General features: G+C 61.6%; 36 protein-coding genes and 1 pseudogene. 2 read left to right on the plus strand and 35 right to left on the minus strand.

Annotation, left to right across the window (positions count from 1 at the left end):
- Window positions 1-31: 31 nt before the first annotated feature.
- The 3 genes from ccsB to HWX39_RS34470 all read right to left on the minus strand — a co-directional run bounded on the left by ccsB (window position 32) and on the right by HWX39_RS34470 (window position 4,322).
- Complete coding sequence (ccsB, locus tag HWX39_RS34460; RefSeq protein ID WP_175972006.1) at window positions 32-1,222, minus strand: c-type cytochrome biogenesis protein CcsB; 1,191 nt, start codon at window positions 1,220-1,222, stop codon at window positions 32-34.
- 4 nt (window positions 1,223-1,226) lie between these two features.
- Complete coding sequence (locus HWX39_RS34465) at window positions 1,227-3,449, minus strand: cytochrome c biogenesis protein ResB (protein ID WP_175972007.1); 2,223 nt, start codon at window positions 3,447-3,449, stop codon at window positions 1,227-1,229.
- Between the two features lie 219 nt (window positions 3,450-3,668).
- Window positions 3,669-4,322 carry a c-type cytochrome gene (locus tag HWX39_RS34470; protein ID WP_175972010.1) on the minus strand — a complete coding sequence of 218 codons (654 nt, stop codon included), beginning with the start codon at window positions 4,320-4,322 and terminating at the stop codon, window positions 3,669-3,671.
- A gap of 214 nt (window positions 4,323-4,536) precedes the next feature.
- Here HWX39_RS34470 and yihA point away from each other — a divergent pair, with 214 nt between their 5' ends.
- The gene (gene yihA / locus HWX39_RS34475; protein ID WP_021161737.1) at window positions 4,537-5,196 is read left to right on the plus strand and encodes a ribosome biogenesis GTP-binding protein YihA/YsxC; all 660 of its coding nucleotides are present in this window, start codon (window positions 4,537-4,539) and stop codon (window positions 5,194-5,196) included.
- 252 nt (window positions 5,197-5,448) lie between these two features.
- Window positions 5,449-6,447, plus strand: coding sequence for a porphobilinogen synthase (hemB, locus tag HWX39_RS34480; protein ID WP_089439041.1), 999 nt, complete (start codon window positions 5,449-5,451; stop codon window positions 6,445-6,447).
- 149 nt (window positions 6,448-6,596) lie between these two features.
- Here hemB and dsbD read toward each other — a convergent pair whose 3' ends face one another.
- From dsbD to HWX39_RS34640, 32 genes and pseudogenes are all read right to left on the minus strand, one after another.
- Window positions 6,597-8,444: a protein-disulfide reductase DsbD gene (dsbD, locus tag HWX39_RS34485; RefSeq protein WP_175972008.1), complete on the minus strand. Its 1,848-nt coding sequence runs from the start codon at window positions 8,442-8,444 to the stop codon at window positions 6,597-6,599.
- Complete coding sequence (gene cutA / locus HWX39_RS34490) at window positions 8,437-8,763, minus strand: divalent-cation tolerance protein CutA (RefSeq protein WP_175972011.1); 327 nt, start codon at window positions 8,761-8,763, stop codon at window positions 8,437-8,439. The genes dsbD and cutA overlap by 8 nt, the downstream gene beginning before the upstream one ends.
- A 202-nt stretch (window positions 8,764-8,965) precedes the next feature.
- Complete coding sequence (gene rplQ / locus HWX39_RS34495; protein ID WP_006477175.1) at window positions 8,966-9,361, minus strand: 50S ribosomal protein L17; 396 nt, start codon at window positions 9,359-9,361, stop codon at window positions 8,966-8,968.
- A gap of 138 nt (window positions 9,362-9,499) precedes the next feature.
- Entirely contained in the window at window positions 9,500-10,477 is a 978-nt protein-coding gene (gene rpoA, locus HWX39_RS34500) for a DNA-directed RNA polymerase subunit alpha (RefSeq protein ID WP_006477176.1), read from the minus strand.
- A 124-nt stretch (window positions 10,478-10,601) separates the two neighbouring features.
- Entirely contained in the window at window positions 10,602-11,225 is a 624-nt protein-coding gene (rpsD, locus tag HWX39_RS34505; RefSeq protein WP_006477177.1) for a 30S ribosomal protein S4, read from the minus strand.
- Between the two features lie 154 nt (window positions 11,226-11,379).
- Window positions 11,380-11,781: a 30S ribosomal protein S11 gene (gene rpsK, locus HWX39_RS34510; RefSeq protein ID WP_004197937.1), complete on the minus strand. Its 402-nt coding sequence runs from the start codon at window positions 11,779-11,781 to the stop codon at window positions 11,380-11,382.
- A gap of 28 nt (window positions 11,782-11,809) precedes the next feature.
- Complete coding sequence (gene rpsM, locus HWX39_RS34515) at window positions 11,810-12,175, minus strand: 30S ribosomal protein S13 (RefSeq protein WP_006400641.1); 366 nt, start codon at window positions 12,173-12,175, stop codon at window positions 11,810-11,812.
- A 38-nt stretch (window positions 12,176-12,213) separates the two neighbouring features.
- Complete coding sequence (gene rpmJ / locus HWX39_RS34520; protein ID WP_004199844.1) at window positions 12,214-12,330, minus strand: 50S ribosomal protein L36; 117 nt, start codon at window positions 12,328-12,330, stop codon at window positions 12,214-12,216.
- Window positions 12,331-12,350: 20 nt separating this feature from the next.
- Window positions 12,351-12,569, minus strand: a complete 219-nt coding sequence (gene infA, locus HWX39_RS34525) for a translation initiation factor IF-1 (RefSeq protein WP_004521905.1) — start codon at window positions 12,567-12,569, stop codon at window positions 12,351-12,353.
- Window positions 12,570-12,577: 8 nt separating this feature from the next.
- The gene (secY, locus tag HWX39_RS34530; RefSeq protein WP_072443819.1) at window positions 12,578-13,927 is read right to left on the minus strand and encodes a preprotein translocase subunit SecY; all 1,350 of its coding nucleotides are present in this window, start codon (window positions 13,925-13,927) and stop codon (window positions 12,578-12,580) included.
- A gap of 42 nt (window positions 13,928-13,969) precedes the next feature.
- Entirely contained in the window at window positions 13,970-14,404 is a 435-nt protein-coding gene (gene rplO, locus HWX39_RS34535; RefSeq protein WP_006482880.1) for a 50S ribosomal protein L15, read from the minus strand.
- Between the two features lie 26 nt (window positions 14,405-14,430).
- On the minus strand, window positions 14,431-14,613 hold the full coding sequence (rpmD, locus tag HWX39_RS34540) for a 50S ribosomal protein L30 (RefSeq protein ID WP_006400644.1): 183 nt from the start codon (window positions 14,611-14,613) through the stop codon (window positions 14,431-14,433).
- 15 nt (window positions 14,614-14,628) lie between these two features.
- Window positions 14,629-15,147 carry a 30S ribosomal protein S5 gene (gene rpsE / locus HWX39_RS34545; protein ID WP_006482895.1) on the minus strand — a complete coding sequence of 173 codons (519 nt, stop codon included), beginning with the start codon at window positions 15,145-15,147 and terminating at the stop codon, window positions 14,629-14,631.
- A 14-nt stretch (window positions 15,148-15,161) separates the two neighbouring features.
- Window positions 15,162-15,527 (minus strand): 50S ribosomal protein L18, encoded by a 366-nt coding sequence (gene rplR, locus HWX39_RS34550; RefSeq protein WP_006477183.1) that lies wholly within the window; start codon window positions 15,525-15,527, stop codon window positions 15,162-15,164.
- A 12-nt stretch (window positions 15,528-15,539) separates the two neighbouring features.
- Window positions 15,540-16,070: a 50S ribosomal protein L6 gene (gene rplF, locus HWX39_RS34555; protein ID WP_006758786.1), complete on the minus strand. Its 531-nt coding sequence runs from the start codon at window positions 16,068-16,070 to the stop codon at window positions 15,540-15,542.
- 18 nt (window positions 16,071-16,088) lie between these two features.
- Window positions 16,089-16,484: a 30S ribosomal protein S8 gene (gene rpsH / locus HWX39_RS34560; RefSeq protein ID WP_006477185.1), complete on the minus strand. Its 396-nt coding sequence runs from the start codon at window positions 16,482-16,484 to the stop codon at window positions 16,089-16,091.
- Between the two features lie 14 nt (window positions 16,485-16,498).
- Entirely contained in the window at window positions 16,499-16,804 is a 306-nt protein-coding gene (rpsN, locus tag HWX39_RS34565; protein ID WP_011350676.1) for a 30S ribosomal protein S14, read from the minus strand.
- 7 nt (window positions 16,805-16,811) lie between these two features.
- On the minus strand, window positions 16,812-17,351 hold the full coding sequence (gene rplE / locus HWX39_RS34570) for a 50S ribosomal protein L5 (protein ID WP_006482882.1): 540 nt from the start codon (window positions 17,349-17,351) through the stop codon (window positions 16,812-16,814).
- Between the two features lie 16 nt (window positions 17,352-17,367).
- On the minus strand, window positions 17,368-17,676 hold the full coding sequence (gene rplX, locus HWX39_RS34575) for a 50S ribosomal protein L24 (protein WP_006477187.1): 309 nt from the start codon (window positions 17,674-17,676) through the stop codon (window positions 17,368-17,370).
- 9 nt (window positions 17,677-17,685) lie between these two features.
- Window positions 17,686-18,054 carry a 50S ribosomal protein L14 gene (gene rplN / locus HWX39_RS34580; protein ID WP_006482918.1) on the minus strand — a complete coding sequence of 123 codons (369 nt, stop codon included), beginning with the start codon at window positions 18,052-18,054 and terminating at the stop codon, window positions 17,686-17,688.
- Between the two features lie 309 nt (window positions 18,055-18,363).
- On the minus strand, window positions 18,364-18,636 hold the full coding sequence (gene rpsQ / locus HWX39_RS34585; protein ID WP_006477189.1) for a 30S ribosomal protein S17: 273 nt from the start codon (window positions 18,634-18,636) through the stop codon (window positions 18,364-18,366).
- Window positions 18,633-18,827, minus strand: a complete 195-nt coding sequence (rpmC, locus tag HWX39_RS34590; protein WP_006400652.1) for a 50S ribosomal protein L29 — start codon at window positions 18,825-18,827, stop codon at window positions 18,633-18,635. The genes rpsQ and rpmC overlap by 4 nt, the downstream gene beginning before the upstream one ends.
- A 9-nt stretch (window positions 18,828-18,836) precedes the next feature.
- A complete protein-coding gene (gene rplP, locus HWX39_RS34595) occupies window positions 18,837-19,253 on the minus strand; it encodes a 50S ribosomal protein L16 (protein WP_006482873.1) in 417 nt (138 codons plus the stop codon).
- 2 nt (window positions 19,254-19,255) lie between these two features.
- Window positions 19,256-20,056: a 30S ribosomal protein S3 gene (gene rpsC, locus HWX39_RS34600; RefSeq protein WP_006482899.1), complete on the minus strand. Its 801-nt coding sequence runs from the start codon at window positions 20,054-20,056 to the stop codon at window positions 19,256-19,258.
- 11 nt (window positions 20,057-20,067) lie between these two features.
- The gene (gene rplV, locus HWX39_RS34605; RefSeq protein ID WP_004199272.1) at window positions 20,068-20,397 is read right to left on the minus strand and encodes a 50S ribosomal protein L22; all 330 of its coding nucleotides are present in this window, start codon (window positions 20,395-20,397) and stop codon (window positions 20,068-20,070) included.
- 12 nt (window positions 20,398-20,409) lie between these two features.
- On the minus strand, window positions 20,410-20,685 hold the full coding sequence (gene rpsS / locus HWX39_RS34610) for a 30S ribosomal protein S19 (RefSeq protein WP_004199273.1): 276 nt from the start codon (window positions 20,683-20,685) through the stop codon (window positions 20,410-20,412).
- A gap of 10 nt (window positions 20,686-20,695) precedes the next feature.
- Entirely contained in the window at window positions 20,696-21,523 is an 828-nt protein-coding gene (gene rplB, locus HWX39_RS34615; RefSeq protein ID WP_006482900.1) for a 50S ribosomal protein L2, read from the minus strand.
- 2 nt (window positions 21,524-21,525) lie between these two features.
- On the minus strand, window positions 21,526-21,840 hold the full coding sequence (gene rplW, locus HWX39_RS34620; RefSeq protein WP_004199275.1) for a 50S ribosomal protein L23: 315 nt from the start codon (window positions 21,838-21,840) through the stop codon (window positions 21,526-21,528).
- Window positions 21,837-22,457 (minus strand): 50S ribosomal protein L4, encoded by a 621-nt coding sequence (rplD, locus tag HWX39_RS34625; protein WP_040143046.1) that lies wholly within the window; start codon window positions 22,455-22,457, stop codon window positions 21,837-21,839. Before rplD ends, rplW begins: the two co-directional genes overlap by 4 nt.
- Entirely contained in the window at window positions 22,457-23,107 is a 651-nt protein-coding gene (rplC, locus tag HWX39_RS34630; protein ID WP_006482922.1) for a 50S ribosomal protein L3, read from the minus strand. The genes rplD and rplC overlap by 1 nt, the downstream gene beginning before the upstream one ends.
- Before the next feature lie 177 nt (window positions 23,108-23,284).
- Window positions 23,285-23,596 carry a 30S ribosomal protein S10 gene (gene rpsJ, locus HWX39_RS34635; protein WP_004199280.1) on the minus strand — a complete coding sequence of 104 codons (312 nt, stop codon included), beginning with the start codon at window positions 23,594-23,596 and terminating at the stop codon, window positions 23,285-23,287.
- Window positions 23,597-23,883: 287 nt separating this feature from the next.
- Window positions 23,884-23,979 (minus strand): annotated as a pseudogene (locus HWX39_RS34640) (elongation factor Tu); the annotation flags it as partial.

Raw genomic sequence — 23,979 nt, forward strand, 5'->3', positions numbered from 1 at the left:
CGGTCTCATAGTCGGACGAACAGCGGAAATCTTACAGCTTGCCGTAGCTGTGCAGCCCGGACAGGAACATGTTGACGCCGAGGAACGCGAAGGTCGTCACGAGCAGGCCCGTGAGCGCCCACCATGCGGCCACCGTGCCGCGCAGGCCCTTCATCAGGCGCATGTGCAGCCACGCCGCGTAATTGAGCCACACGATCAGCGCCCAGGTTTCCTTCGGGTCCCAGCTCCAGTAGCCGCCCCATGCTTCGGCGGCCCACAGCGCGCCGAGGATCGTCGCGATCGTGAAGAACGCGAAACCGACCGCGATCGACTTGTACATCACGTCGTCGAGCACTTCGAGCGTCGGCAGGCGATCGGCGAGCACGCCGCGTTCCTTCATCAGGTACGCGACCGACACCATCGCCGACAGCGCGAAGCTGCCGTAGCCGATGAAGTTCGCCGGCACGTGGATCTTCATCCACCAGCTTTGCAGCGCCGGCACGAGCGGCTGGATCTGCTGCGCATCGCGCGCGACCGAGTACCACATCAGGAAGCCGACGGCCGCACTGATCACCAGCAGCACGAACGCGCCGAGCGCGCGCGTGCCGTAGTGGCCTTCGTAATAGAGATAGAGCAGCGCGGTGATCAGGCTGAACAGCACGAACACTTCATACAGGTTCGACACCGGTATGTGCCCGACGTCCGCCCCGATCAGGTAGGACTCGTACCAGCGCACCATCAGGCCGGTGAAGCCCATCAGCACGGCGACCCACGTGAGCTTCTGGCCGATCGCGGCGCCCGACTCCGAGCGCGCGAGCAAGCCGATCCAGTAGAAGATCGTCGCGAGCACGAACAGCGCGCTCATCCACAGGATCGCGGACTGGCTCGACAGGAAGTACTTGAGGAAGAACGCCGAATCGGCGCGCGCCAGATCGTCCTGGTAGATCTGGATCGACAGCAGCGCCAGCACGGCGATCGACGCCATCATCAGCCGCGCGGGCTTCCAGCGCCAGCCAAGTGTGATGAGCGCCGGCACGGTGCCGATCATCACCGCCTTGTCGTAGTAATCCATGTGCGCGTTGTAGTGCACGAGCGCATAGCCCGCGCCCACCACGAGCGCCAGTGCGAACAGCCAGTCGAGCAACGACAGGCGCGCGAGGAACGGACGGTCGTCGAACAGCGGCGCCGTTACCGGAGCCTGGGCCGACGCCCGATGGGAAGAGGAAACTTGCGTGAGATCCATGATGTTACCGGGTGGAATTCTCGGAATCGGAACCGGAACCGCCGCCGGCAGGCGGGCGGGCCGTCGATGCCGCACCGGCCGGCGCGGCGTCGCGAGGTGCGGCGTGCAAGGCGGCACCGGCCGCGTCGCGCGTCTGCACGAATTCTTTCTCGAAATCGAAGGTCTTGCGGGCCGTGGACATTGCCATCACCACATCGACGCCCGAGCCGGCGTCCTTCAGCCAGAACCAGAGGCGCCGCTCGCGCACGTAGAACATCGAGAAGATGCCGGCGACCAGCAGCAGGCTGCCAAGATACACCAGATTCTTGCCGGGTGCGCGCGTCAACTGAAATACCGAAGCTTGCACCTGCTTGAATGAGTCAAGCTGCAAATAGACCGGCGATCCATACAAAAAGCTGTCGGATAGCGCATTGATCGCGTTCTGCACGAAGCGGATCGTGTCGGCGCCCTGCTGCGCGGCCGGCTCGCCCGTACGCTCGCGCGCGATCTGCCAGACCTCCCACATCGAGCCTTCGAGCATGCGCAGCAGCAGGCTCGCCGCCTTCTCCTGCTCTGCCTTGGGCACCGAGCGGTCGATGAACGTCGCCACGGCCTGGAAGCCGCCGATCGGTTGGCCGTCGGCGCCACGGCCGACGCTGTCGTCGCTCGCAGCAAAAAGGGTCAGCACCTTCAGTGCGCTGTCCTGCAGGCGGCTGCGCAGCGATGCGTCCGTGCCCGGCAGCGAACGCTGCGCGAAGCGCGCGGCGGCTTCGGCGCGCACGGACGGATCCTCGAGCGCGGCGCGCAGGCGCATCCATTCGCCGATCGAATCCTGGCTGTCGGCCGGAATCCGCATGTAGCGGAACGGGTCGTTCGGGCTCGCACGCACGCCGGCGAGGAACACGCGCTCGCCGTTCATGTCGACGGGCAGCATGTAGTTGTTGAATTCGCGCGCCTGGCCGTCCTTGCCGCGGATCTTGTATTGCACGGACGGGCCGATGTTGTGGAGCTGCGTCGGCTTCGACGTCTTCGCGCCGGAGCCGAGGCGTTCGTCGAACACTTCCTTCAGCGAGCTCGTCGTCGCGACACCGCGCACGTCCGGCTTGCCGTTCGCGTCAGCCATGTTCTCGACGTTGATCGCCCGGAAATCGGAGAACTCGATCGTGTCGCCGTCGTTGCCCGGCATCTGCAGCGGCGCCGAACTGCCAATCGTCCCCTTTACGGGGAAGGTCTTCGCGTTGCCTCCCGTCATCGGGTAGGCCGTCATCTGCATCTGCGAGCCGCCGTCCTGGAAGCTCGACTGGTAGATCGACACGCCCTTGTACGTGAACGGCTTGTTGACCTCGACGCGCGCCGGGATCTTCTGGCCGGTCTCGCGATCGATCACGACGATGTCGCTCGCGAACAGCTTCGGCATGCCCGTCGTGTAGTAGTCGACGATGAACTTGTTGAGCTGGATCGAGAACGGCAGATCCTGGATCAGCGAGCCGCTCGGCTGGTTCAGGATCGCGGTCGACACGAACTGGCCCTCGGGCACCCACGCGTAGCCGCGGAACGTCGGGTTCGACGCGGACAGGCGATGGTCGGGCGAGATCTCGCTAATCGTCGCGCTCGTGTTGACCGGGCTCTTGCCGAACATCCACATCTGGAATTTGATCGGCAGGTTGCTGTCGAGGAGGCCGCCGATACAGATCACGACGATCGCCAGGTGCGCGGAGATGTAGCCCCACTTGGTCATCGCACCGCGCTTCGCGGAGATCAGCGTCGCGCCGTCGTTCTCACGCACGATGTGCTTGTAGCCGGCCTTGGTGACGAACGTGGCGAGCGTCGCCGCGACGCTCGCGCGGGTGCCGGAAGCGGTGTATTCGGCCTTGTGGTGGAACGCGCGCAGGCTGCCTTCGCGAACCTTGTCCTTCCAGCTCTTCGCATCGGCGAGCATCTTCGGCGCGTTGCGGATCACGCACAGCGAGATCGACACGACGAGGAAGATCAGGATCAGCATGAACCACCACGCGCTGTACACGTTGTACAGGCCGAGCGAGCGGAAGATGTCCGCCCAGAACGGCCCGAACTGGTTCACGTAGTTTGGATACGGATCATCCTGGGTCAGGACCGTGCCGATGATGCTCGCAATCGACAGCACCACCAGCAGTGCAATCGCGAAGCGCATCGAGCTCAGCAACTCGACCACTCGCTTCGACACACCCTGACCCGACTTCGACTGCAACCCCGACGTGGTAACGCTCATTCAAACTCCGACTAAGGGGAAACTGCCCCCAACGCTCTCTATGTTTGCTTTGGGGGCGCAGCCCCCATTTCCGGCATGCCTCGTCGTCCTGGCTCGGCCCGGCGAGTGCTGACAACAAAAAAGGGCAAGGCGACCGCAACAGTGCGGCGCCCCACCCTTTTCTTGTTCTGACTCCGGCCGCCCTTCGGGCGCCCGGTCATTCCATTCGCGGCTGACCGCTCAACGCAGGCCCGCGATGTAATCCGCGACGGCCTTGATCTCGTTGTCCGACAGCCGCGATGCGATCTGATGCATCGCCTCGTTGTTGTTGCGCGCGCCGGCACCCTGCTGGAACGCGGTCAACTGCGCGACCGTGTAATCGGCCCATTGCCCCGACAGCCGCGGGTACTGGACCGGAATCCCCTGCCCTGTCGGCCCGTGGCAGCTCGCGCAGGCGGGTACGCCCTTCTCCGCGATGCCACCGCGATAGATCTTCTGGCCGATCGGCACGGTGGCCGCATCGCGTGCGGTGCCGAGCTTTGTCGTCTGCGACCCGTAGTACGCAGCGACGTTACGCATGTCGTCCGCGCTCAGCGCGCTCGCGAATCCGACCATGACCGCGTTGGAGCGCGCCGGCCCCTTCGCGCCCGGCTGCGTCTTGAAGTCGTTCAACTGCTTGACCAGATATTCGGGATGCTGGCCGGCAAGCTTCGGGAAACTGCCCGACGCGCTATTGCCGTCGGTGCCGTGACACGACGCACAAACCTGCCCGGCAATTGCCTTGCCACGGTCGAGATCCGGCTTTGCCGCATCCGCCGCGTTTGCCTCCGCCACGAAACCTACGAACCCTGCTGCAACCTGAAGCACCATCAGAGACTTGCACAGTCGATTCATTCGCACACCCTGTTTCGTCTTGTGGGAATTTGAGGTTCTGCAAAAAACGACGGCGTTCAGTCTACCGCAGAAGCTACATAAAAGTGCGAGGCAGGCGCCCGGTAGCCTTCGGTAAAACCGCCGTATTGTACAATATCGTGTTGAAAGCTCCCGCGCCTATCGGGGCTACCCCGCCTCCACCAAGCGGCTCGCGCCGCCCGTCCTTCCGGTTCCCATGGCCTTTCTGCTCCATCAAGCCCGCTTTTACACGACCGTCAACCATCTGCGCGACCTGCCGCCGACGGTCCAGCCGGAAATCGCGTTCGCGGGCCGCTCGAATGCCGGCAAGTCGACGGCGATCAACGTGCTGTGCAACCAGAAGCGGCTCGCCTTCGCGTCGAAGACGCCCGGCCGCACGCAGCATATCAACTACTTCTCCGTCGGCCCGGCCGCCGAGCCCGTCGCGAATCTCGTCGACCTGCCCGGCTACGGCTATGCGGAGGTGCCCGGTGCCGCCAAGGCGCACTGGGAAATGCTGCTGTCGTCCTACCTCGCGACCCGCTCGCAGCTTTGCGGCCTGATTCTGATGATGGATTCGCGCCGTCCGTTGACCGACCTCGATCGCCGCATGATCGAGTGGTTCGTGCCGACCGGCAAGCCGATCCACACGCTGCTGACGAAGTGCGACAAATTGACGCGACAGGAAAGCATCAACGCGCTGCGGACCACGCAAAAGGGGCTCGATGCGTATCGCGATCAGGGTGTCCAGGGCAAGCTGACGGTTCAGCTGTTCTCGGCAATGAAGCGCACGGGGCTGGACGAGGCGCACGAGCTGATCGAGAGCTGGGTGCGGCCGTCCGCCGCCGACGAAAAAAGCGAGCCTGTAGCACAATGATCGGGCAGCGCGCGGCCGGGATCGGCGGCGCGCACCTGACGGCGCCTGCGGTTTCGGCCGGCTCATAAAAAAACCCGCCGTTGAACGGCGGGTCAAACAGCCTAATCGAAAAACGACAGGCACCCGCTCAGGGAGGAGAAGCGGGGAGTTGCACGCGACGCGTGCCGCTCGATCGCTATCATATACCAACGCTCCCGAAAATGACCTAAGGGTTCCGTAAGGTCTTACTGCCCTGATTTCTACCCAATCGCCATGAGCTTCCATCCGCTTCATCGTCCGCGCCGGATGCGCCGCGACGACTTCTCCCGCCGCCTGATGCGCGAAAACCGCCTGACCACCGATGACCTGATCTATCCGGTGTTCGTCGTCGAAGGCACCCACGAACGGCAGCCGGTGCCGTCGATGCCCGGCGTCGAACGCGTGTCCGTCGATCTGCTGATGCAGGTCGCCGAGCAGTGCGTCGAACTCGGTGTGCCCGTGCTGTCGCTGTTCCCGGCCATCGAGCCGTCGGTGAAAACGCCTGACGGCCGCGAGGCGGCCAATCCGGAAGGCCTGATCCCGCGCGCGGTGCGCGAGCTGAAGAAGCGCTTCCCCGAACTCGGCGTGCTGACCGACGTCGCACTCGATCCGTACACGAGCCACGGCCAGGACGGCGTGCTCGACGAGAACGGCTACGTGATCAACGACGACACGATCGAGATCCTGATCGACCAGGCGCGCGCGCAGGCGGAAGCCGGCGTCGACATCGTCGCGCCGTCGGACATGATGGACGGCCGCATCGGCGCGATCCGCGAAATGCTGGAAAGCGACGGCCATATCCACACGCGAATCATGGCCTATTCGGCCAAGTTCGCGTCGGCGTTCTACGGCCCGTTCCGCGATGCAGTCGGCTCGGCCTCCAACCTGGGCAAGGGCAACAAGATGACCTACCAGATGGATCCGGCGAACAGTGACGAAGCGCTGCGAGAAGTGCGCCTGGACATCGACGAAGGCGCCGACATGGTGATGGTCAAGCCCGGCATGCCATACCTCGACATCGTGCGCCGCGTGAAGGACGAGTTCCGCTTCCCGACCTACGTGTACCAGGTGAGCGGCGAATACGCGATGCTGAAGGCCGCCGCGATGAATGGCTGGCTCGACCACGACAAGGTCGTGCTGGAATCGCTGCTCGCGTTCAAGCGGGCGGGCGCCGACGGCGTGCTCACGTACTTCGCACTCGACGCGGCGCGTCTGTTGAAAGCGCAACGCTGATTGCCCGCCGGCAGGCGGAAAGAAAAACGGCGGGACACTTCGGTGTCCCGCCGTTTTTTTGCCTTCGATCGGGCCGCCTGCCCTTGTCGATCGTCAGCTCATGCCACGCAAGCACACCGGTTCGCGGCACGCACCTTACAGAGGCAGGGTCATACCGTCGGGACCGCCGCCCGGTCGAGGCTGCGCAGGAACGTCTCAGCGGCCTGATAGCCAACCACGCGCCCGATCTCGTTGCCGTTGCGATCGAAGAAGATGATGCCCGGCGGCCCGAACAGGTTGAAACGCTTCAGCAGCGCCCGGTCGTCAGGGTTGTTCGCGGTGACGTCCGCACGCACCAGGTGAAGCTGCGCGAGCCGCGCCTGCACGCGCGCGTCGGTAAACGTCAGATGCTCCATCTCCTTGCAGCTCACGCACCAGTCGGCATAGAAGTCGAGCATCACCGGCTGGCCCGACGTCTTCAGCAGCGCGTCGAGTTCGCCACTCGAGCGCACCGATGCGAATGCAGGCCCGTCCTGCGCTGCAGCCGCACCTGCCGTCGCAGCGCCGCCTGACGCAACCGTACGTGCCGCCAGCACCGCCAGCGGCTTCACCGGATCGGTCGACCCCGCAGCCAGGCCGACGAGCAGCGTGGCCGCCCAGATCGCGAGCGCGGCACCTACGCCACGGCCGAGGCGACGCCAGATAGACGTGGCGCCGGCATTCGGCGTGAACAGGCCGAGCGCAGCAGCCGCGATCAGCAGCCACAACGCAGCGAGCACCATCCTCAGGCCACCCGCAAGCACCGGCCATACGATCCACAGCGCGGCCGCGAGCAGCACGATGCCGAAGAACACCTTCACGCCATCCATCCATGCACCGGCGCGCGGCAGCACCGTCCCGGCACCGACGCCGACGACCAGCAGTGGCACGCCCAGCCCCAACCCCATCGCGAACAGCGCGGCGCCGCCGAGCAGCGCATTGCCCGTGTGCGCGATGAAGGCGAGCACCGCGAACAGCGGCGCCGTCATGCATGCGCCGACGACCAGCGCGGACAGCGCGCCCATCGCCGCGACCGCAACGAAATGGCCGCCCTGGCGCGCGCTCGATGCCTCGGCCGCGCCATTCTGCCAGCGCGCGGGCAGCGCGATGTCCTTGCCTGAAATCAGCGAGACGGCGAACGCTGTCAGCAGCACGCCGAACGCGCCGAGCACCCATGGGTTCTGTAGCCACGCACCAAGGCTCTGGCCGACCAGTGCCGCGGCGATGCCGAGCACCGTGTAGACCAGCGCCATGCCCACCACGTAGGTCAGCGACAGTGCGAAGCCGCGCGCATGCGTCGCGCGCGTGCCCTGGCCGATGATGATCGCCGACACGATCGGGATCATCGGGTACGAACACGGCAGGAGGCTCAGCACGACGCCCGCGACGAAGTACAGTGCGACGATCGTGAAGAAACCATGCCCTTCGAGCAGCGACTGTGCGAAATCGGCGCTCGTGACCTTGTCGAACCAGCTGCCCGCGGCAGCCGTATCGCCGGACGACGAGGCGGCGCCCAGCGCGGCGCCATCGACCTTCACGACGTGCTCGGCCGGCGGATAGCAGATGCCTTCGTCCGCGCACCCCTGCGACGTCACCGCGAGCTCGAACGGGCCCGACGCCTGCTTGACGGGCACGTGCACGACGACTTCGTCACGGTAGGTCTCGACGTTTTTCTGGAACGTCTGGTCGAACTTCACGTGGCCGGCCGGGAACTGCGGATCGCCGAGCGTCGCCTGGCCGTTCTTCACCGCGAACGCAAACCGCTCACGGTACAGGTAATAACCGTTGGCGACCTTGAAGCGGACGTCCACCTGCCCCGGCGATTCGCTCGCACTGAACTTGAACGCAACCGACGGATCGAGAAAATCGTCGGCCGCGCGCGCGAGCGACATGCCGCCCAGCACGAACATGAACGACAACAGGACTGCGAGGAACCGCAGCGCGCGCACGCGCACGGGAAGCGCCATACCGTTAAACATGAAATAGACGTTGAGTTTCGCTCGTCACCCACTGACCGTACGCGGCCGATGCCGTCGCCTGCCACGAGACGATTTCGGGCGTCTCGTAAGGATGATGCGCGAGAATAAATCGCTCCAGTTCGAGCGCCCGCATGGGGCTCGTCTTGAACAGCAACTGGATCTCGTCGGCCGTTTCGACCTTGCCCTGCCAGTGATAGCGCGACCTGATCGCACCGAGCTCCGACACGCACGCGGCAAGCCGCGCATCGAGCGCACCGTCTGAAAGCACCTTGGCGGTCTCGGCATCGGGCACCGTCGTCAGCATCAGCACCACTATCATCCGCGCCCTCCAGGCTGGTCCATTGGCTCCTGCCGACGCGGATTGCCCACCTGGGGAGCGCGCCGGCTGCCCCGTATCGTAGCGCAGCCCGCACAACGCTGCCGGCACCGCCCTGCGACAATCGATCGCAGCCGGTGCCGGAAAAACAAAAAGGGCCAAGCAATTGCTCGGCCCCTTTCAGATACTGCTGCGTACCGGAAGCTTACTCAGCTTCTTGCACGTTTTCCGTTTCGTCGACTTCCGGACGATCGAGCAGCTCGACCAGTGCCATCGGTGCGTTGTCGCCCACGCGGAAGCCGAACTTCAGCACGCGCAGGTAGCCGCCCGGACGGTTCGCGAAACGCGGACCGAGTACGTCGAACAGCTTCGCCACCGAGTCACGATCGCGCAGGCGGTTGAACGCCAGGCGACGGTTTGCCAGCGACGGCTTCTTGCCGAGCGTGATCAGCGGCTCGACGACTTTACGGAGTTCCTTCGCCTTCGGCAGCGTCGTCTTGATGACTTCGTGTTCGATCAGCGAGTTGGACATGTTACGGAGCATAGCCAGGCGGTGGCTGCTCGTGCGGTTCAGTTTCCGCAAACCATGACGATGGCGCATTTCAGTTTCCTTGATTCAAAGTTTTGATCCAGCTCTTCTATCGCACCTCGACGGGTGCACGGGCCGGTAACGAAAAAAAGCAAGATGCGGATTTTAAAGGAAAATCCGCATCTTTGCCAACTACAGCAACAACCGGGCTTACTTGTCGAGACCAGCCGGCGGCCAGTTCTCGAGCTTCATGCCCAGCGTGAGACCGCGCGAAGCGAGCACTTCCTTGATCTCGTTGAGCGACTTGCGACCGAGGTTCGGCGTCTTCAGCAGCTCGTTTTCCGTGCGCTGGATCAAGTCGCCGATGTAGTAGATGTTCTCGGCCTTCAGGCAGTTCGCCGAACGAACCGTCAGCTCGAGATCGTCCACCGGACGCAGCAGGATCGGATCGATCTGCGGTGCACGCGACGGCGCTTCGGCTGCCGTTTCCGTACCTTCCAGCGCCGCGAACACGGACAGCTGGTCGACCAGGATGCGGGCCGATTGACGGATCGCTTCTTCCGGCGTGATCACACCGCTCGTCTCGATGTTCATCACGAGCTTGTCGAGGTCGGTACGCTGCTCGACCCGTGCGCTTTCGACAGCGTAGCTCACGCGGCGAACCGGCGAGAACGATGCGTCGAGGACGATGCGGCCGATGATCTTGGCCGTGTCTTCGCCGTAGCGACGGACGTTGCCGGGCACGTAGCCGCGACCCTTTTCGATCTTGATCTGAACGTCGAGCTTGCCGCCCTTCGACAGGTGCGCAATCACGTGATTCGGGTTGATGACTTCGCAGTCGTGAGCCAGCTCGATATCGCCGGCCGTGACAACGCCTTCACCTTCCTTGCGCAGCGTAACCGTCACTTCGTCACGGTTATGCAGCTTGAACACCACGCCCTTCAGGTTCAGCAGCAGGTTGACGACGTCTTCCTGCACGCCATCCAGCGTCGAGTACTCGTGCACCACGCCCGCGATCGTCACTTCGGTCGGCGCGTAGCCAACCATCGACGACAGCAGCACGCGGCGAAGCGCATTGCCCAAGGTGTGGCCGTAACCGCGTTCGAACGGTTCCATGACCACCCTCGCGTGGTTCTCGCCCAGCGATTCCACGGCGATGATCTTGGGTTTCAGCAAACTGGTTTGCATGGGCTTTCCTCTTCAATACCCTCGGCTCGTTACACCGATAAGGCTGACCGGTAACAACCAGAAAATAAACAGCCGAGGCCCCTCCTTGCGCAACGCAATCGGGGTACCTCGGCCGTCAATCGGATTAACGCGAATACAATTCGACGATCAGGCTTTCGTTGATGTCGCCTGCGATTTCAGCGCGTTCCGGCATTTGCTTGAACGTGCCTTCAAACTTCTTCGCATCGACTGCAACCCAGCTCGGCATGCCGCCTTGCTCGGCCAGCGACAGCGCTTCGACGATACGCGCCTGCTTCTTCGCCTTTTCGCGGATCGCGACGACGTCGCCTGCCTTCACTTGCTGCGACGGGACGTTCGCGACGACGCCGTTCACGGTGATCGACTTGTGGCTCACCAGCTGACGCGCTTCAGCGCGGGTCGAGCCGAAGCCCATGCGATACACGACGTTGTCGAGGCGCGACTCGAGCAGTTGCAGCAGGTTTTCACCCGTGTTGCCCTTGCGGCGGTCGGCTTCAGCGAAGTAGCGGCGGAACTGACGCTCCAGCACGCCGTAGATACGCTTGACCTTCTGCTTTTCGCGCAGCTGCGTACCGTAGTCGGACGTACGTGCGCCCGAGGTACGGCCGTGCTGACCCGGCTTGCTGTCGAGCTTGCACTTGTCGGCGAGCGAGCGGCGTGCGCTCTTCAGGAACAGGTCGGTGCCTTCACGGCGGGACAGCTTGGCTTTGGGGCCGATATAACGTGCCACTTTGCATTCCTTTATCAATCAGTCACGCGGATCGAAATCCGCGCTAGTCCGCTCCCTTTGGGGCGAACGGTGGGCTTAGTCAATCAAAAAAGCAACGCCCGTCGACGCTGAGCGGCGACAGGCAATGTGCTAGCACGAACGTGCCAGCACATCTTTAGATACGACGACGCTTCGGCGGACGGCAGCCGTTGTGCGGAATCGGGGTGACGTCCGAAATCGCGGTGATCTTGATGCCGAGGCCGTGCAGTGCGCGCACTGCCGACTCACGACCCGGGCCGGGACCCTTGATCCGCACTTCCAGATTCTTCACGCCGTATTCCATCGCGACGCGGCCAGCCGACTCGGCTGCGACCTGGGCAGCGAACGGCGTCGATTTGCGCGAGCCCTTGAAGCCCTGACCGCCCGACGTCGCCCATGCCAGAGCGTTGCCTTGGCGATCGGTGATCGTGATGATCGTATTGTTGAACGACGCGTGAACGTGAACCACGCCTTCAGCGACGTTCTTCTTAACCTTCTTGCGAACGCGTTGCGCCGCGGTGTTCGAAGCCTTAGCCATTACGTTTTCCTGTAACTGTCAGTTCCGCTTACTTCTTCAGCGCTTGCGCTGCACGACGCGGACCCTTGCGAGTACGTGCGTTCGTACGCGTACGCTGACCGCGCATCGGCAGGCCCTTGCGATGACGAACACCACGGTAGCAACCGAGGTCCATCAGGCGCTTGATGTTCATCGTCACTTCACGGCGCAGATCGCCTTCGACGACAAACTTGCCCACTTCTTCACGCAGCTTTTCCAAGTCTGCGTCGGTCAAGTCCTTGACCTTCTTCGAAAAATCGACGCCAGCTGCCACGCAGATGCTGCGCGAACGGGTGCGGCCGATACCAAAGATAGCCGTCAGGCCGATCTCGGTATGCTGGTGATTCGGGATGTTAACCCCTGCGATACGAGCCATTGTTTTTCCTCAAACAAAAAGCGCAAACAAACGCGCGGTCAGCCTTGGCGCTGCTTGTGGCGCGGATCCGAGCTGCAGATCACGCGAACGACGCCTTTGCGCTTGATGATCTTGCAATTGCGGCAAATGCGCTTAACCGATGCCATCACTTTCATGATAATACCCTTTTTTCAAATCACTTCGCCCGGAACACGATCCGCGCACGAGACAGATCGTAAGGCGTCAATTCAACCGTCACCTTGTCGCCCGGGAGAATGCGGATGTAGTGCATCCGCATCTTTCCGGAGATATGCCCCAACACGACATGGCCGTTTTCCAGCTTCACACGGAAGGTCGCATTCGGGAGGTTTTCGATCACCTCACCTTGCATCTGGATTACATCGTCTTTGGCCATAGTCCTTATTAACGCGTTGGGATGTTGCCGCCCTTGAAGTTGGCCTTCTTGAGCAGCGACTCATACTGTTGCGACATAACGTACGACTGCACCTGCGCCATAAAGTCCATCGTGACGACGACAATGATCAGCAGCGACGTTCCACCAAAATAAAACGGCACGTTCCAGCGCAGCACCAGAAACTCCGGCAGCAGACACACGAAGACGATGTAGATCGCACCGGCCAGCGTCAGACGCGTGAGGATGCGGTCGATATATCGTGCGGTCTGATCGCCCGGACGGATGCCCGGAACAAACGCGCCGCTTTTCTTCAGGTTATCTGCGGTTTCCCTGCTGTTGAACACCAGTGCGGTGTAGAAGAAGCAGAAAAACACGATCGCCAGCGTGTACAGCAGCACGTAGACCGGCTGGCCCGGCTTCAGCGCTTCCGCAACGTTATGCAACGTATTGGAAATCCAGCTTCCCGTCGGCTGACCGGTACTGAACCAGCCGAGAATCGTTGCCGGGAACAGAATGATCGACGATGCGAAGATCGGCGGAATCACACCCGACATGTTCAGCTTCAGCGGCAGATGCGACGACTGCCCACCGTAGATCTTGTTACCGACCTGGCGCTTCGCGTAGTTCACGAGGATCTTGCGCTGACCGCGTTCGATGAACACGACCAGGTAAGTCACCGCGGCAATCAGAACGACGATGATGATCGCCGAAATGATGCTCATCGAACCCGTACGCACCAGCTCGAACAACCCACCGACGGCATTCGGGAACCCTGCTGCGATCCCGCCGAAGATGATGATCGAGATACCGTTGCCCAGACCACGCTCGGTAATCTGCTCGCCGAGCCACATCAGGAACATCGTGCCGGTAACCAGCGTCACGACCGTCGTCAGACGGAACAGCATGCCGGGATCGGTGACGAGGCCCGGCTGGTTTTCCAGCGCAGCCGCGATACCGAACGCCTGGAAGGTCGCGAGCACCACGGTGAAATACCGCGTGTACTGCGTGATCTTCCGTTGCCCTGCCTGCCCTTCCTTCTTCAGCGCCTCGAGCTGCGGCGATACGATCGCCAGCAACTGCATGATGATCGACGCCGAGATGTACGGCATGATCCCCAGCGCAAAGATCGTGAAGCGGGAAAGCGCGCCACCCGAGAACATGTTGAACATGCCCAGGATGCCGCCCGCCTGGCTCTGGAACAGCTTAGCCAGTTGATCCGGATCGATGCCCGGCACGGGGATGTGCGCGCCGATGCGATAGACGATCAGCGCCAGGAGCAAGAACATTGCTCGCCGGCGCAGATCGCCGAATTTCGCCGTGCTTCGACCGGGTTTTGCAAGACTCGGGCTGTTAGCCAAGTACCTTCTCCGATGAATGCAAGTGACGACGCGCTACGCGTGTCACTCGGCGAACGAACCGCCAGCCGCTTCGATCGCAGCGCGCGCACCCTTGGTGGCACCGAGACCCTTCACGACGATCTTGCGCTTCAGTTCGCCCGTCGCGATGATCTTTGCGCTCTTCGTCAGCTCACCGACCAGGCCGGCTTGCTTCAGTGCGAGCAGATCGATCTCGTCGACCGGCAGCTTCTCGAGGTCGCCCAGGCGCACTTCACCGACGAATTCCTTCGTCAGCGACGTGAAGCCGCGCTTCGGCAGACGACGTTGCAGCGGCATCTGACCGCCTTCGAAACCGACTTTGTGGAAGCCGCCCGAACGCGATTTCTGACCCTTGTGACCACGGCCAGCCGTCTTGCCGAGGCCCGAACCGATGCCACGGCCGACGCGACGCTTGGCGTGCTTGGCGCCAGCTGCCGGCTTCAGGTTATTCAATTCCATATCAACTCCTTGATCCGTAGGGCCGCTTACGCGATGACCTTAACGAGGTACGAGACCTTGTTGATCATGCCGCGGACCGCCGGCGTGTCCTGAAGCTCGCTGACCGAGTTGAGTCGGCGCAGGCCCAGGCCACGCACGGTCGCGCGGTGCGATTCGCGGGTCCCGATCAGGCTCTTAACGAGCTGAACCTTGACAGTTTTTTCAGACATGGTGACCACCCGGGCTTAGCCCAAAATTTCTTCGACGGACTTGCCGCGCTTCGCCGCGATGTCTGCCGGGGTGGACTGCTTGCGCAGACCGTCCAGCGTGGCACGAACGAGGTTGTACGGGTTCGTCGAACCGTGGCTCTTCGCCACAACGTTCTGAACGCCCATCACGTCGAACACTGCGCGCATCGGGCCGCCGGCGATCACGCCCGTACCTGCCTTCGCCGGAGCGAGGAGGACGGCGGACGCGCCGTGCTTGCCGTGCACTTCGTGCTGCAGCGTGCCGTTCTTGAGCGGCACCTTGAACATGTTGCGGCGAGCTTGTTCCATTGCCTTCTGGACAGCGACCGGCACTTCCTTCGCCTTGCCCTTGCCCATACCGATGCGGCCATCGCCGTCGCCAACCACGGTCAGTGCGGCGAAGCCGAGAATACGGCCACCCTTCACGACCTTGGTCACGCGGTTGACCGAAATCATCTTTTCACGAAGGCCGTCGTCGCGCTCGTCAGCCTGAACTTTCGCTTGCATCTTTGCCATGACGAATTCCTTCCTTAGAACTTGAGCCCAGCTTCACGAGCTGCCTCAGCCAGCGCTTTCACGCGGCCGTGGTAGCGGAAGCCCGAGCGGTCGAAGGCGACGGATTCGATGCCGGCGGCCTTGGCCTTCTCGGCAATACGCTTGCCGATCAGCGTCGCGGCGTTAACGTTGCCACCCTTGCCCGACTTGTCGGCGAGCTCGGCACGCACTTCTGCCTCGAGCGTCGACGCGCTGGCGAGCACCTTGGTGCCGCACGGCGAGAACACTTGAGCGTAGATGTGCGTGTTCGTGCGATGCACGGCGAGACGCGCGACCTGCAGCTCAGCGATCTTGATACGCGTCTGGCGAGCGCGGCGCAGGCGAGATTGAGTCTTATCCATGATTGCGCACCCTTACTTCTTCTTCGTTTCTTTGAGGATCACAACCTCGTCGGAATAACGCACGCCCTTGCCCTTGTAGGGCTCCGGCGGACGGTAACCGCGCACTTCCGCAGCTACTTGACCGACTTGTTGCTTGTTGATCCCCTTGATCACGATTTCGGTTTGCGTCGGGGTTTCGGCCTTGACGCCTTCCGGCATCTGGTGCACCACCGGGTGCGAGAAACCCAGCGACAGGTTCAGCTTGTCGCCTTGCGCTTGCGCACGGTAACCGACGCCAACCAGCGTCAGCTTGCGCTCGAAACCCTTGGTCACGCCGTGCACGGCATTCGCGATGATCGCGCGCATCGTGCCCGACAGTGCATTTGCTTCGCGGCTTTCGTCGACCGGCGACAGATTCAGCGTGCCGTCGTTGTTCGCCACGTTCACGAGCGGATTGATCGCTTGCGTGATGGTGCCCAGCGGACCCTTGACGGTGATTGCACCGTCGGCCAGCTTGACTTCCGCGCCTTGCAGCGCGATCGGGCTCTTACCTACTCGAGACATGTTTCTCTCTCCTCGGCTTTAAGCGACGTAGCAGATGACTTCGCCGCCGACGCCGGTAGCGCGCGCCTTGCGGTCGGTCATCACGCCCTTCGGCGTCGACACGATTGCCACACCGAGGCCGTTCATGACCTGCGGAATGTCGTTACGGCCACGGTACACGCGCAGACCAGGCTTCGACACGCGCTCGAGGCGTTCGATGACCGGGCGGCCCGCGTAGTACTTCAGCGCGATATTCAGTTCGGACTTCGCACCTTCCGCCTTGACAGCGAAATCGTCGATGTAACCTTCGTCCTTCAGGACTTGCGCGATTGCAACCTTGACCTTCGACGAGGGCATCGCAACCGATACCTTCTCGACCATCTGCGCGTTGCGGATGCGAGTCAGCATATCGGCGATAGGATCACTCATGCTCATTTACGTTTCTCCTATTACCAGCTCGCCTTGGTCAGGCCAGGAATCTCGCCACGGAATGCGATTTCACGAATCTTGTTACGCGCGAGGCCGAATTTACGGAACGTGCCACGCGGACGGCCCGTGATCGCGCAGCGGTTACGCTGGCGGGTCGGGTTTGCGTTGCGGGGCAGTTGCTGCAGCTCAAGGCGTGCTTCGTAGCGCTCTTCTTCCGACTTGCTTTGGTCTTCGACGATCGCCTTTAGCGCATCGCGCTTTGCTGCGAACTTCGCGACCAGGCGGGCGCGCTTCTTTTCACGTTCGATCAGTGCCAGTTTAGCCACGGTAACCTCAGTTTCTGAACGGGAACTTGAAGCTGGCGAGCAGAGCCTTTGCTTCGTCGTCGGTCTTCGCAGTCGTCGTGATGCTGATGTTCAGCCCACGCAGTGCGTCGATCTTGTCGTAGTCGATTTCGGGGAAAATGATCTGCTCTTTCACACCGATGTTGTAGTTGCCACGGCCATCGAAAGCACGACCCGACACGCCGCGGAAGTCACGCACGCGGGGCAGGGCAACCGTCACGAAACGGTCGAGGAATTCGTACATGGCACGGCCACGCAGCGTCACCATCGCGCCGATCGGGTAACCCTGGCGGATCTTGAAGCCTGCGATTGCCTTGCGTGCCTTCGTCACGACCGGCTTCTGACCAGCGATCTTCGTGAGGTCGCCAACGGCGTTCTCGATGATCTTCTTGTCAGCGATCGCTTCGCCAAGACCCATGTTCAGCGTGATCTTGGTGATGCGCGGCACTTCCATGACCGACTTGTAACCGAACTTCTCGATCAGGCCGGGCACAACCTTTTCTTTGTAAAACTCTTGAAAACGAGCCATTTTTTACTCCGCTGCGTCAGGCGCTCAGTACGGCACCGGTCGTCTTCAGGAAGCGAACCTTCTTGCCTTCCTCGACCTTGATGCCAACACGCGACGCCTTGCCATTCGCGTCGACCAGTGCGACGTTCGAAATATGCAGGGGCATCGTCTTCGCTTCCACGCCACCCGTCGTACCCTTCATCGGGTTCGGCTTCACATGCTTCTTGACGAGGTTGATACCTTCAACCGTCACATGCTCTGCACCGACAGCCAGCACGACGCCGCGCTTGCCCTTGTCCTTACCAGTGACGACGATGACTTCGTCACCTTTGCGAATCTTGTTCATCGCGACTCCTTACAGCACTTCCGGCGCCAGCGAAACGATCTTCATGAATCGTTCGCTACGCAGCTCACGCGTGACCGGCCCGAAGATACGGGTGCCGATCGGCTCGAGCTTGTTATTCAAAAGCACAGCGGCGTTGCCGTCGAACTTGATCAGCGAGCCGTCTTGACGGCGCACGCCCTTGGCGGTGCGGACCACCACGGCGTTGTAAATTTCGCCTTTCTTCACGCGCCCGCGCGGCGTTGCCTCTTTGACGCTCACCTTGATGATGTCGCCAATGCCGGCATAACGACGCTTCGAGCCGCCGAGCACCTTGATGCACAGGACTTCACGTGCACCCGTGTTGTCGGCTACTTCGAGCCGAGATTCGGTCTGGATCATGGTTTGTCTTTCCCAACTTAATCCGGATGCACCACCATGATGCATTCGGTCAGTCTTGGTCCCGTCAGCCAATCGGCTGCTTGGGTTGGAACAGCAGCGACGGCAAACGAAACCCGCCATCGCAATTCGGTGAATCTTTCGGACAGGCAGGCGCCAGTCCGCTTCCCCCACCAACTTCGCCCGCGACGGGGCTCCCATAAAGAGGGAAGACCAGGATTATAACAAATAATCCTGGTCACGCAAGCAAATACTTTGCGATTTCAAGCACTTCGCGGAGAAGTGCTTGTTACTGCCTACTGCTCTGCCCGCTTAGATGACGCGAGCTGCTTCGACGAGGCGCGAAACCGTCCAGGCCTTCGTCTTCGAAACAGGACGCGTTTCCTGGATTTCGACGAGATCGCCTTCGTTGTAGGTGTTCGCTTCATCGTGCGCGTGGTACTTCTTCGAACGCACGACATACTTGCCGTAGATCGGGTGCTTGACGCGGTGCTCGATCAGCACGGTGACGGTCTTGTCCATCTTGTTGCTGACGACCCGACCGACCAGCGTCCGCTTCAGCGAGGTTTTCACGCTATCGTTCATTTCTGGTTCGCCTTCTGAGTCATGACGGTCCGCACACGTGCGATGTCGCGACGAACCTTCTTCAGCTGGCTCGTGTTCGTGAGCTGCTGGGTCGCGAGTTGCATGCGCAGGCCGAATTGCGCCTTCAGCAGGTCCGCCAGCTCCTTGTTGAGCGCGGCCTGGTCTTTCTGGAGAAGTTCGGAAGCCTTCATATTTTCTCCTTAGGCGCCGAGCTGGCGCACGATGAACGCCGTCTTCAGCGGCAGCTTGGCTGCAGCCAGACGGAACGCTTCGCGTGCCAGTTCTTCGGTTACGCCGTCCATTTCATAGAGCATCTTGCCCGGCTGGATCTCGGCGACGTAGTACTCCGGGTTACCCTTACCGTTACCCATACGCACTTCGGCCGGCTTCTGCGAAATCGGCTTGTCCGGGAAGATCCGGATCCAGATGCGGCCGCCACGCTTGATGTGACGCGTCATTGCACGACGCGCCGCTTCAATCTGGCGTGCGGTCAAACGACCGCGACCGATCGCCTTCAGACCGAATTCACCGAACGACACTGCGTTGCCGCGCGTCGCCTTGCCGGTGTTACGACCCTTCTGCTCTTTACGATACTTTCTGCGTTTCGGTTGCAGCATCGTTATTCTCCAGTCTTGCCGTCTTCGGGCTTGCCGGCGCCGCGGCGCGGTGCGCCACGACGAGCACCCGGAGCGCCGCCTTCGCCGTCACGGCGCGGACGACGGTCGCCCGGACGCGCATTGCGACGCGGACGCTTGTCTTCGGCTACCTCTTCCACCACCGGTGCGTCGTTGCGGCCGAGCGTATCGCCCTTGTAGACCCACACCTTGACGCCGATGATCCCGTAAGTCGTCTTCGCTTCCGAAGTCGCGTAGTCGATATCGGCACGCAGCGTGTGAAGCGGCACGCGACCTTCGCGATACCACTCCGTACGAGCGATTTCGATACCGTTCAGACGGCCCGCGCTCATGATCTTGATGCCCTGGGCACCCAGACGCATCGCGTTCTGCATCGCACGCTTCATCGCGCGACGGAACATGATCCGGCGCTCGAGCTGTTGCGTGATCGAGTCAGCGATCAGCTGAGCATCGGTTTCCGGCTTGCGGATTTCTTCGATGTTGACGTGAACCGGAACGCCCATGCGGCGTTGCAGTTCCGTCTTCAGCTGCTCGATATCCTCGCCCTTCTTGCCGATGACCACACCCGGACGCGAGCTGTAAATCGTAATGCGCGCGTTCTTCGCCGGACGCTCGATGACGACCCGACCGACCGAAGCGTTCTTCAGCTTCTTCTTCAGGTATTCACGAACACCGATGTCTTCCTGCAGCATCGCCGCGAAATTGTTGTTGTTCGCGTACCAACGCGAAGCCCAATTGCGGCTGACAGCCAGGCGGAAGCCAGTCGGATGAATTTTCTGTCCCATCGTATGGCTCCTTAATTCCCGACCGTCACAGTGATGTGACAGGATTGCTTCTCGATGCGGTTACCGCGGCCCTTGGCGCGCGCGGTGAAACGCTTGAGCGATGCAGCCTTGTCGACGTAGATGCTCTTGATCTTGAGCTCGTCGATATCGGCGCCTTCGTTGTGCTCCGCATTCGCGATTGCCGACAGCACAACCTTCTTCACGATGCCAGCCGCCTTCTTCGGCGAGAACGTCAGAACGTTCAGCGCCTTGTCGACCGGCAAACCGCGGATCTGGTCAGCCACAAGGCGCGTTTTTTGCGCCGAGATGCGGGCACCGCGATGAATTGCTTTCACTTCCATCTTGATTGCCCCTTATTTCTTGGCCTTCTTGTCGGCTGCGTGACCCTTGAACGTACGGGTCAGTGCGAACTCGCCAAGCTTGTGGCCGACCATGTTTTCCGAGATGTACACCGGAACGTGTTGACGGCCGTTGTGAACAGCGATCGTCAGGCCGATGAAATCCGGCAGAATCGTCGAGCGACGCGACCAGGTCTTGATCGGCTTTTTGTCGCGCGAAGCTGCAGCCGCCTCAACTTTCTTCAGCAAATGGGCGTCGCAGAACGGACCTTTTTTAACAGAACGTGCCATTGCCTACTCCTTAACGCTTGTGACGGCGCTGGACGATCATCGTCGTCGTGCGCTTGTTGCTACGGGTGCGATAACCCTTAGCCGGAGTACCCCACGGGCTAACCGGATCGCGACCTGCAGCCGTCTTGCCCTCACCACCACCGTGCGGGTGATCAACCGGGTTCATCGCAACGCCACGCACCGTCGGGCGGATACCGCGCCAGCGGTTCGCGCCAGCCTTGCCGATCTGGCGCAGGCTATGCTCTTCGTTGCCGACTTCACCGATCGTTGCACGGCACTCGATGTGCACGCGGCGGATTTCGCCCGAACGCAGACGAACCTGCGCGTAGACGCCTTCACGGGCGAGCAGCATGGCCGACGTGCCAGCCGAACGCGCCATTTGCGCGCCCTTGCCCGGCAGCATCTCGATGCAGTGGATCGTCGTACCGACCGGAATGTTGCGGATCGGCAGCGTGTTGCCTGCACGGATCGGCGCTTCCGAACCCGACATCAGCTGTTGGCCGACGGTCAGGCCCTTCGGGGCGATGATGTAGCGACGTTCGCCGTCTGCGTAGAGCACCAGCGCGATGTTCGCGCTACGGTTCGGGTCGTACTCGAGACGCTCGACCTTTGCCGGAATGCCATCCTTCGTGCGACGGAAATCGACGATACGGTAGTGCTGCTTGTGACCACCACCCTTATGACGCGTGGTGATACGGCCGTTGTTGTTACGGCCGGCGGTCGAGCTCTGCGAGTCGAGCAGCGCCGCGAACGGCTTGCCCTGGTGCAGGTTCTTGTTGACCACCTTGACCATCGCGCGGCGACCCGGCGATGTCGGCTTAACTTTCACGATTGCCATGATTACTTGGCCTCCGCTTCAAAGTTGATTTCCTGGCCGGGCTTCAGGCAAACGTACGCCTTCTTCACGTCCTTGCGGCGGCCCATCGAACGGCCAAAGCGCTTTTGCTTGCCCTTCTGAACCAGCACGTTGACGGAATCAACTTCGACCTTGAACAGCAGCTCGACAGCCGCCTTCACTTCCTGCTTCGTGGCATCCGGAGCGACTTCGAACACGACTTGCTCGTTCTTGTCGGCAACCAGCGTCGCCTTTTCCGAGATCACCGGTGCGAGCAGGACCTGCATCAAACGATGATCGTTCTTGCGAATCTCGCTCATGACAGCAACTCCTCGATCTGGGCGACCGCAGCCTTCGTGACCAGCACTTTCTTGAAGTAGATCAGCGAGAGCGGGTCAGCGTAGCGCGGCTCGACAATTGCCACGTGCGGCAGGTTGCGCGATGCCAGGTACAGGTTTTCGTCAACCGTGTCGGTGATGATCAGCACGGAGTCGAGACCCATGGTCTTGAATTTGTCGGCCAGCAGCTTGGTCTTCGGCGCTTCGAGGACGATATCCTCGACGACCGACAGACGGCCTTCACGGGCCAGCTGCGAGAAGATCGAGCAGAGACCTGCGCGATGCATCTTCTTGTTGACCTTGTGCGAGAAGTTTTCTTCCGGCGAATTCGGGAAGATACGACCACCGCCACGCCACAGCGGGCTCGACGACATACCGGCACGAGCGCGGCCCGTACCCTTCTGGCGCCACGGCTTCTTGGTCGTGTGCTTGACTTGCTCACGGTCCTTCTGTGCGCGGTTACCCTGGCGAGCATTCGCCTGGTAAGCGACGACGACCTGGTGGATCAGCGCTTCGTTGTAGTCACGACCGAACACGACGTCCGATGCGTTGACCACTGCACCTTCCTGACCATTTTCGTTCAGGAGCTTGAGTTCCATTATTTCGCCCCCTTGGTCTTGACGGCCGGCGTGACAAAAACCTTGCCACCCTTCGCGCCCGGAATCGCACCCTTCACGAGCAGCAGCTTGCGCTCTGCGTCGATACGAGCGATTTCGAGGTTCTGCACCGTCACCGTCACGTCACCCATGTGACCCGTCATGCGTTTACCCGGGAAAACGCGACCCGGATCCTGCGCCATACCGATCGAGCCCGGCACGTTGTGCGAGCGCGAGTTACCGTGCGTGGCACGGCCGGAGGAGAAGTTGTAACGCTTGATCGTACCGGCGTAGCCCTTACCGATCGACACGCCTTGCACGTCGACCTTCTGGCCCACTTCGAAAAGATCAGCACCGACCACGGCGCCATTCGACAGCTCAGCTGCCTTGGCCGCGTCAATGCGGAATTCCTTGAGGATTTCACCGGCTTCGACACCGGCTTTGGCGAGATGACCTGCCAGCGGCTTCGTCACGCGCGAGGCACGACGGGAGCCGAATGCAACCTGCACGGCCGTGTAGCCGTCGGTTTCAACAGTCTTGATCTGCGTCACGCGGTTGTCCGACACGTCCAGCACGGTGACGGGAATCGAATCCCCTTCAGCCGTGAAGATACGGGTCATGCCAACCTTGCGACCTACGAGTCCAAGGCTCATCATTTTCTCCATTCCCGACTGCGATTGGTCGGGGCTGATTTACAAAATGCCGGGCACGCAAGGCCCAACTTTTTTACGCGAATACGCGAAAAGCCAAGCATTATAGCTCGACCCCGCGTTTTCCGCAAGCAATCAAAGACTTAGCGCCGCCCGGCAAGCCGATCGGCGCCGGAAGCCTTACTGCAGCTTGATTTCCACGTCGACGCCAGCCGGCAGATCGAGCTTCATCAGCGCGTCAACCGTCTTGTCGGTCGGATCGACGATGTCCATCAGGCGCTGGTGGGTACGGATTTCGAGCTGATCGCGCGACGTCTTGTTGACGTGCGGCGAACGCAGGATGTCAAAACGCTGAATGCGCGTCGGCAGCGGCACCGGGCCACGGACGATTGCACCAGTCCGCTTCGCGGTATCGACGATCTCGGCAGCCGATTGATCGATCAGACGATAGTCGAATGCCTTCAGGCGAATGCGGATTTTCTGTTGCTGCATGACGATTCCTTGGAAAGAGCGAGGCGATGTTGCATCGCCGGACACTAAAAGAACGTGAAACATGACGCCCGCGGGGAGCGAGGCATCAGGTTCCGGACAGTACTTCCACTGCTAAGCCCGCGATTCTACACGAAATTCTGGAGCGGTGGTGCGAGTTTCTCGCCCCTCGCTTTCTTGCCACATAAAAACAAAACCGGGTGCCAGCGCAAGCTGGGCACCCGGTTTCGACGGTACGGACTGCATACCGCGGAATGGCGGATCCCGTCGGGATCCGCGGATCGTCGAAATTACTCGATGATCTTGGCGACGACGCCGGCGCCGACCGTACGGCCGCCTTCGCGGATTGCGAAGCGCAGACCTTCTTCCATCGCGATCGGAGCAAT

The sequence above is a fragment of the Burkholderia sp. BCC0322 genome (genome assembly GCF_902833045.1).
In the GTDB taxonomy this organism is placed as follows: Bacteria; Pseudomonadota; Gammaproteobacteria; order Burkholderiales; family Burkholderiaceae; genus Burkholderia.

Coding starts and splice junctions, on each gene's coding strand:
- rpmD (WP_006400644.1), bottom strand. CDS start 14,613: ATGTCTGAAAAAACTGTCAAGGTTCAGCTCGTTAAGAGCCTGATCGGG.
- rpsC (WP_006482899.1), bottom strand. CDS start 20,056: ATGGGACAGAAAATTCATCCGACTGGCTTCCGCCTGGCTGTCAGCCGC.
- HWX39_RS34465 (WP_175972007.1), bottom strand. CDS start 3,449: ATGAGCGTTACCACGTCGGGGTTGCAGTCGAAGTCGGGTCAGGGTGTG.
- rpsS (WP_004199273.1), bottom strand. CDS start 20,685: ATGGCACGTTCTGTTAAAAAAGGTCCGTTCTGCGACGCCCATTTGCTG.
- rpsE (WP_006482895.1), bottom strand. CDS start 15,147: ATGGCAAAGATGCAAGCGAAAGTTCAGGCTGACGAGCGCGACGACGGC.
- dsbD (WP_175972008.1), bottom strand. CDS start 8,444: ATGTTTAACGGTATGGCGCTTCCCGTGCGCGTGCGCGCGCTGCGGTTC.
- rpsK (WP_004197937.1), bottom strand. CDS start 11,781: ATGGCTAAGGCTTCGAACACCGCGGCGCAACGCGTTCGCAAGAAGGTT.
- rplO (WP_006482880.1), bottom strand. CDS start 14,404: ATGGAATTGAATAACCTGAAGCCGGCAGCTGGCGCCAAGCACGCCAAG.
- rplB (WP_006482900.1), bottom strand. CDS start 21,523: ATGGCAATCGTGAAAGTTAAGCCGACATCGCCGGGTCGCCGCGCGATG.
- rplF (WP_006758786.1), bottom strand. CDS start 16,070: ATGTCTCGAGTAGGTAAGAGCCCGATCGCGCTGCAAGGCGCGGAAGTC.
- rplQ (WP_006477175.1), bottom strand. CDS start 9,361: ATGCGCCATCGTCATGGTTTGCGGAAACTGAACCGCACGAGCAGCCAC.
- rpsJ (WP_004199280.1), bottom strand. CDS start 23,596: ATGCAGCAACAGAAAATCCGCATTCGCCTGAAGGCATTCGACTATCGT.
- rplC (WP_006482922.1), bottom strand. CDS start 23,107: ATGAGCCTTGGACTCGTAGGTCGCAAGGTTGGCATGACCCGTATCTTC.
- rplE (WP_006482882.1), bottom strand. CDS start 17,351: ATGGCTCGTTTTCAAGAGTTTTACAAAGAAAAGGTTGTGCCCGGCCTG.
- rplX (WP_006477187.1), bottom strand. CDS start 17,676: ATGAACAAGATTCGCAAAGGTGACGAAGTCATCGTCGTCACTGGTAAG.
- rplR (WP_006477183.1), bottom strand. CDS start 15,527: ATGGATAAGACTCAATCTCGCCTGCGCCGCGCTCGCCAGACGCGTATC.
- rpsH (WP_006477185.1), bottom strand. CDS start 16,484: ATGAGCATGAGTGATCCTATCGCCGATATGCTGACTCGCATCCGCAAC.
- rplW (WP_004199275.1), bottom strand. CDS start 21,840: ATGAGCGAGATTCGCAAGAACGATCATCGTTTGATGCAGGTCCTGCTC.
- cutA (WP_175972011.1), bottom strand. CDS start 8,763: ATGATAGTGGTGCTGATGCTGACGACGGTGCCCGATGCCGAGACCGCC.
- rpsM (WP_006400641.1), bottom strand. CDS start 12,175: ATGGCTCGTATCGCAGGGGTTAACATCCCGAATCACCAGCATACCGAG.
- rpmC (WP_006400652.1), bottom strand. CDS start 18,827: ATGAAGGCTTCCGAACTTCTCCAGAAAGACCAGGCCGCGCTCAACAAG.
- infA (WP_004521905.1), bottom strand. CDS start 12,569: ATGGCCAAAGACGATGTAATCCAGATGCAAGGTGAGGTGATCGAAAAC.
- rplV (WP_004199272.1), bottom strand. CDS start 20,397: ATGGAAGTGAAAGCAATTCATCGCGGTGCCCGCATCTCGGCGCAAAAA.
- rplP (WP_006482873.1), bottom strand. CDS start 19,253: ATGCTGCAACCGAAACGCAGAAAGTATCGTAAAGAGCAGAAGGGTCGT.
- rplN (WP_006482918.1), bottom strand. CDS start 18,054: ATGATCCAGACCGAATCTCGGCTCGAAGTAGCCGACAACACGGGTGCA.
- rpoA (WP_006477176.1), bottom strand. CDS start 10,477: ATGCAAACCAGTTTGCTGAAACCCAAGATCATCGCCGTGGAATCGCTG.
- hemB (WP_089439041.1), top strand. CDS start 5,449: ATGAGCTTCCATCCGCTTCATCGTCCGCGCCGGATGCGCCGCGACGAC.
- yihA (WP_021161737.1), top strand. CDS start 4,537: ATGGCCTTTCTGCTCCATCAAGCCCGCTTTTACACGACCGTCAACCAT.
- rplD (WP_040143046.1), bottom strand. CDS start 22,457: ATGGAACTCAAGCTCCTGAACGAAAATGGTCAGGAAGGTGCAGTGGTC.
- rpsQ (WP_006477189.1), bottom strand. CDS start 18,636: ATGAACGATAGCGTGAAAACCTCGCTGAAGCGGACGCTGGTCGGTCGG.
- HWX39_RS34470 (WP_175972010.1), bottom strand. CDS start 4,322: ATGAATCGACTGTGCAAGTCTCTGATGGTGCTTCAGGTTGCAGCAGGG.
- rpmJ (WP_004199844.1), bottom strand. CDS start 12,330: ATGAAAGTGATGGCATCGGTTAAGCGCATTTGCCGCAATTGCAAGATC.
- ccsB (WP_175972006.1), bottom strand. CDS start 1,222: ATGGATCTCACGCAAGTTTCCTCTTCCCATCGGGCGTCGGCCCAGGCT.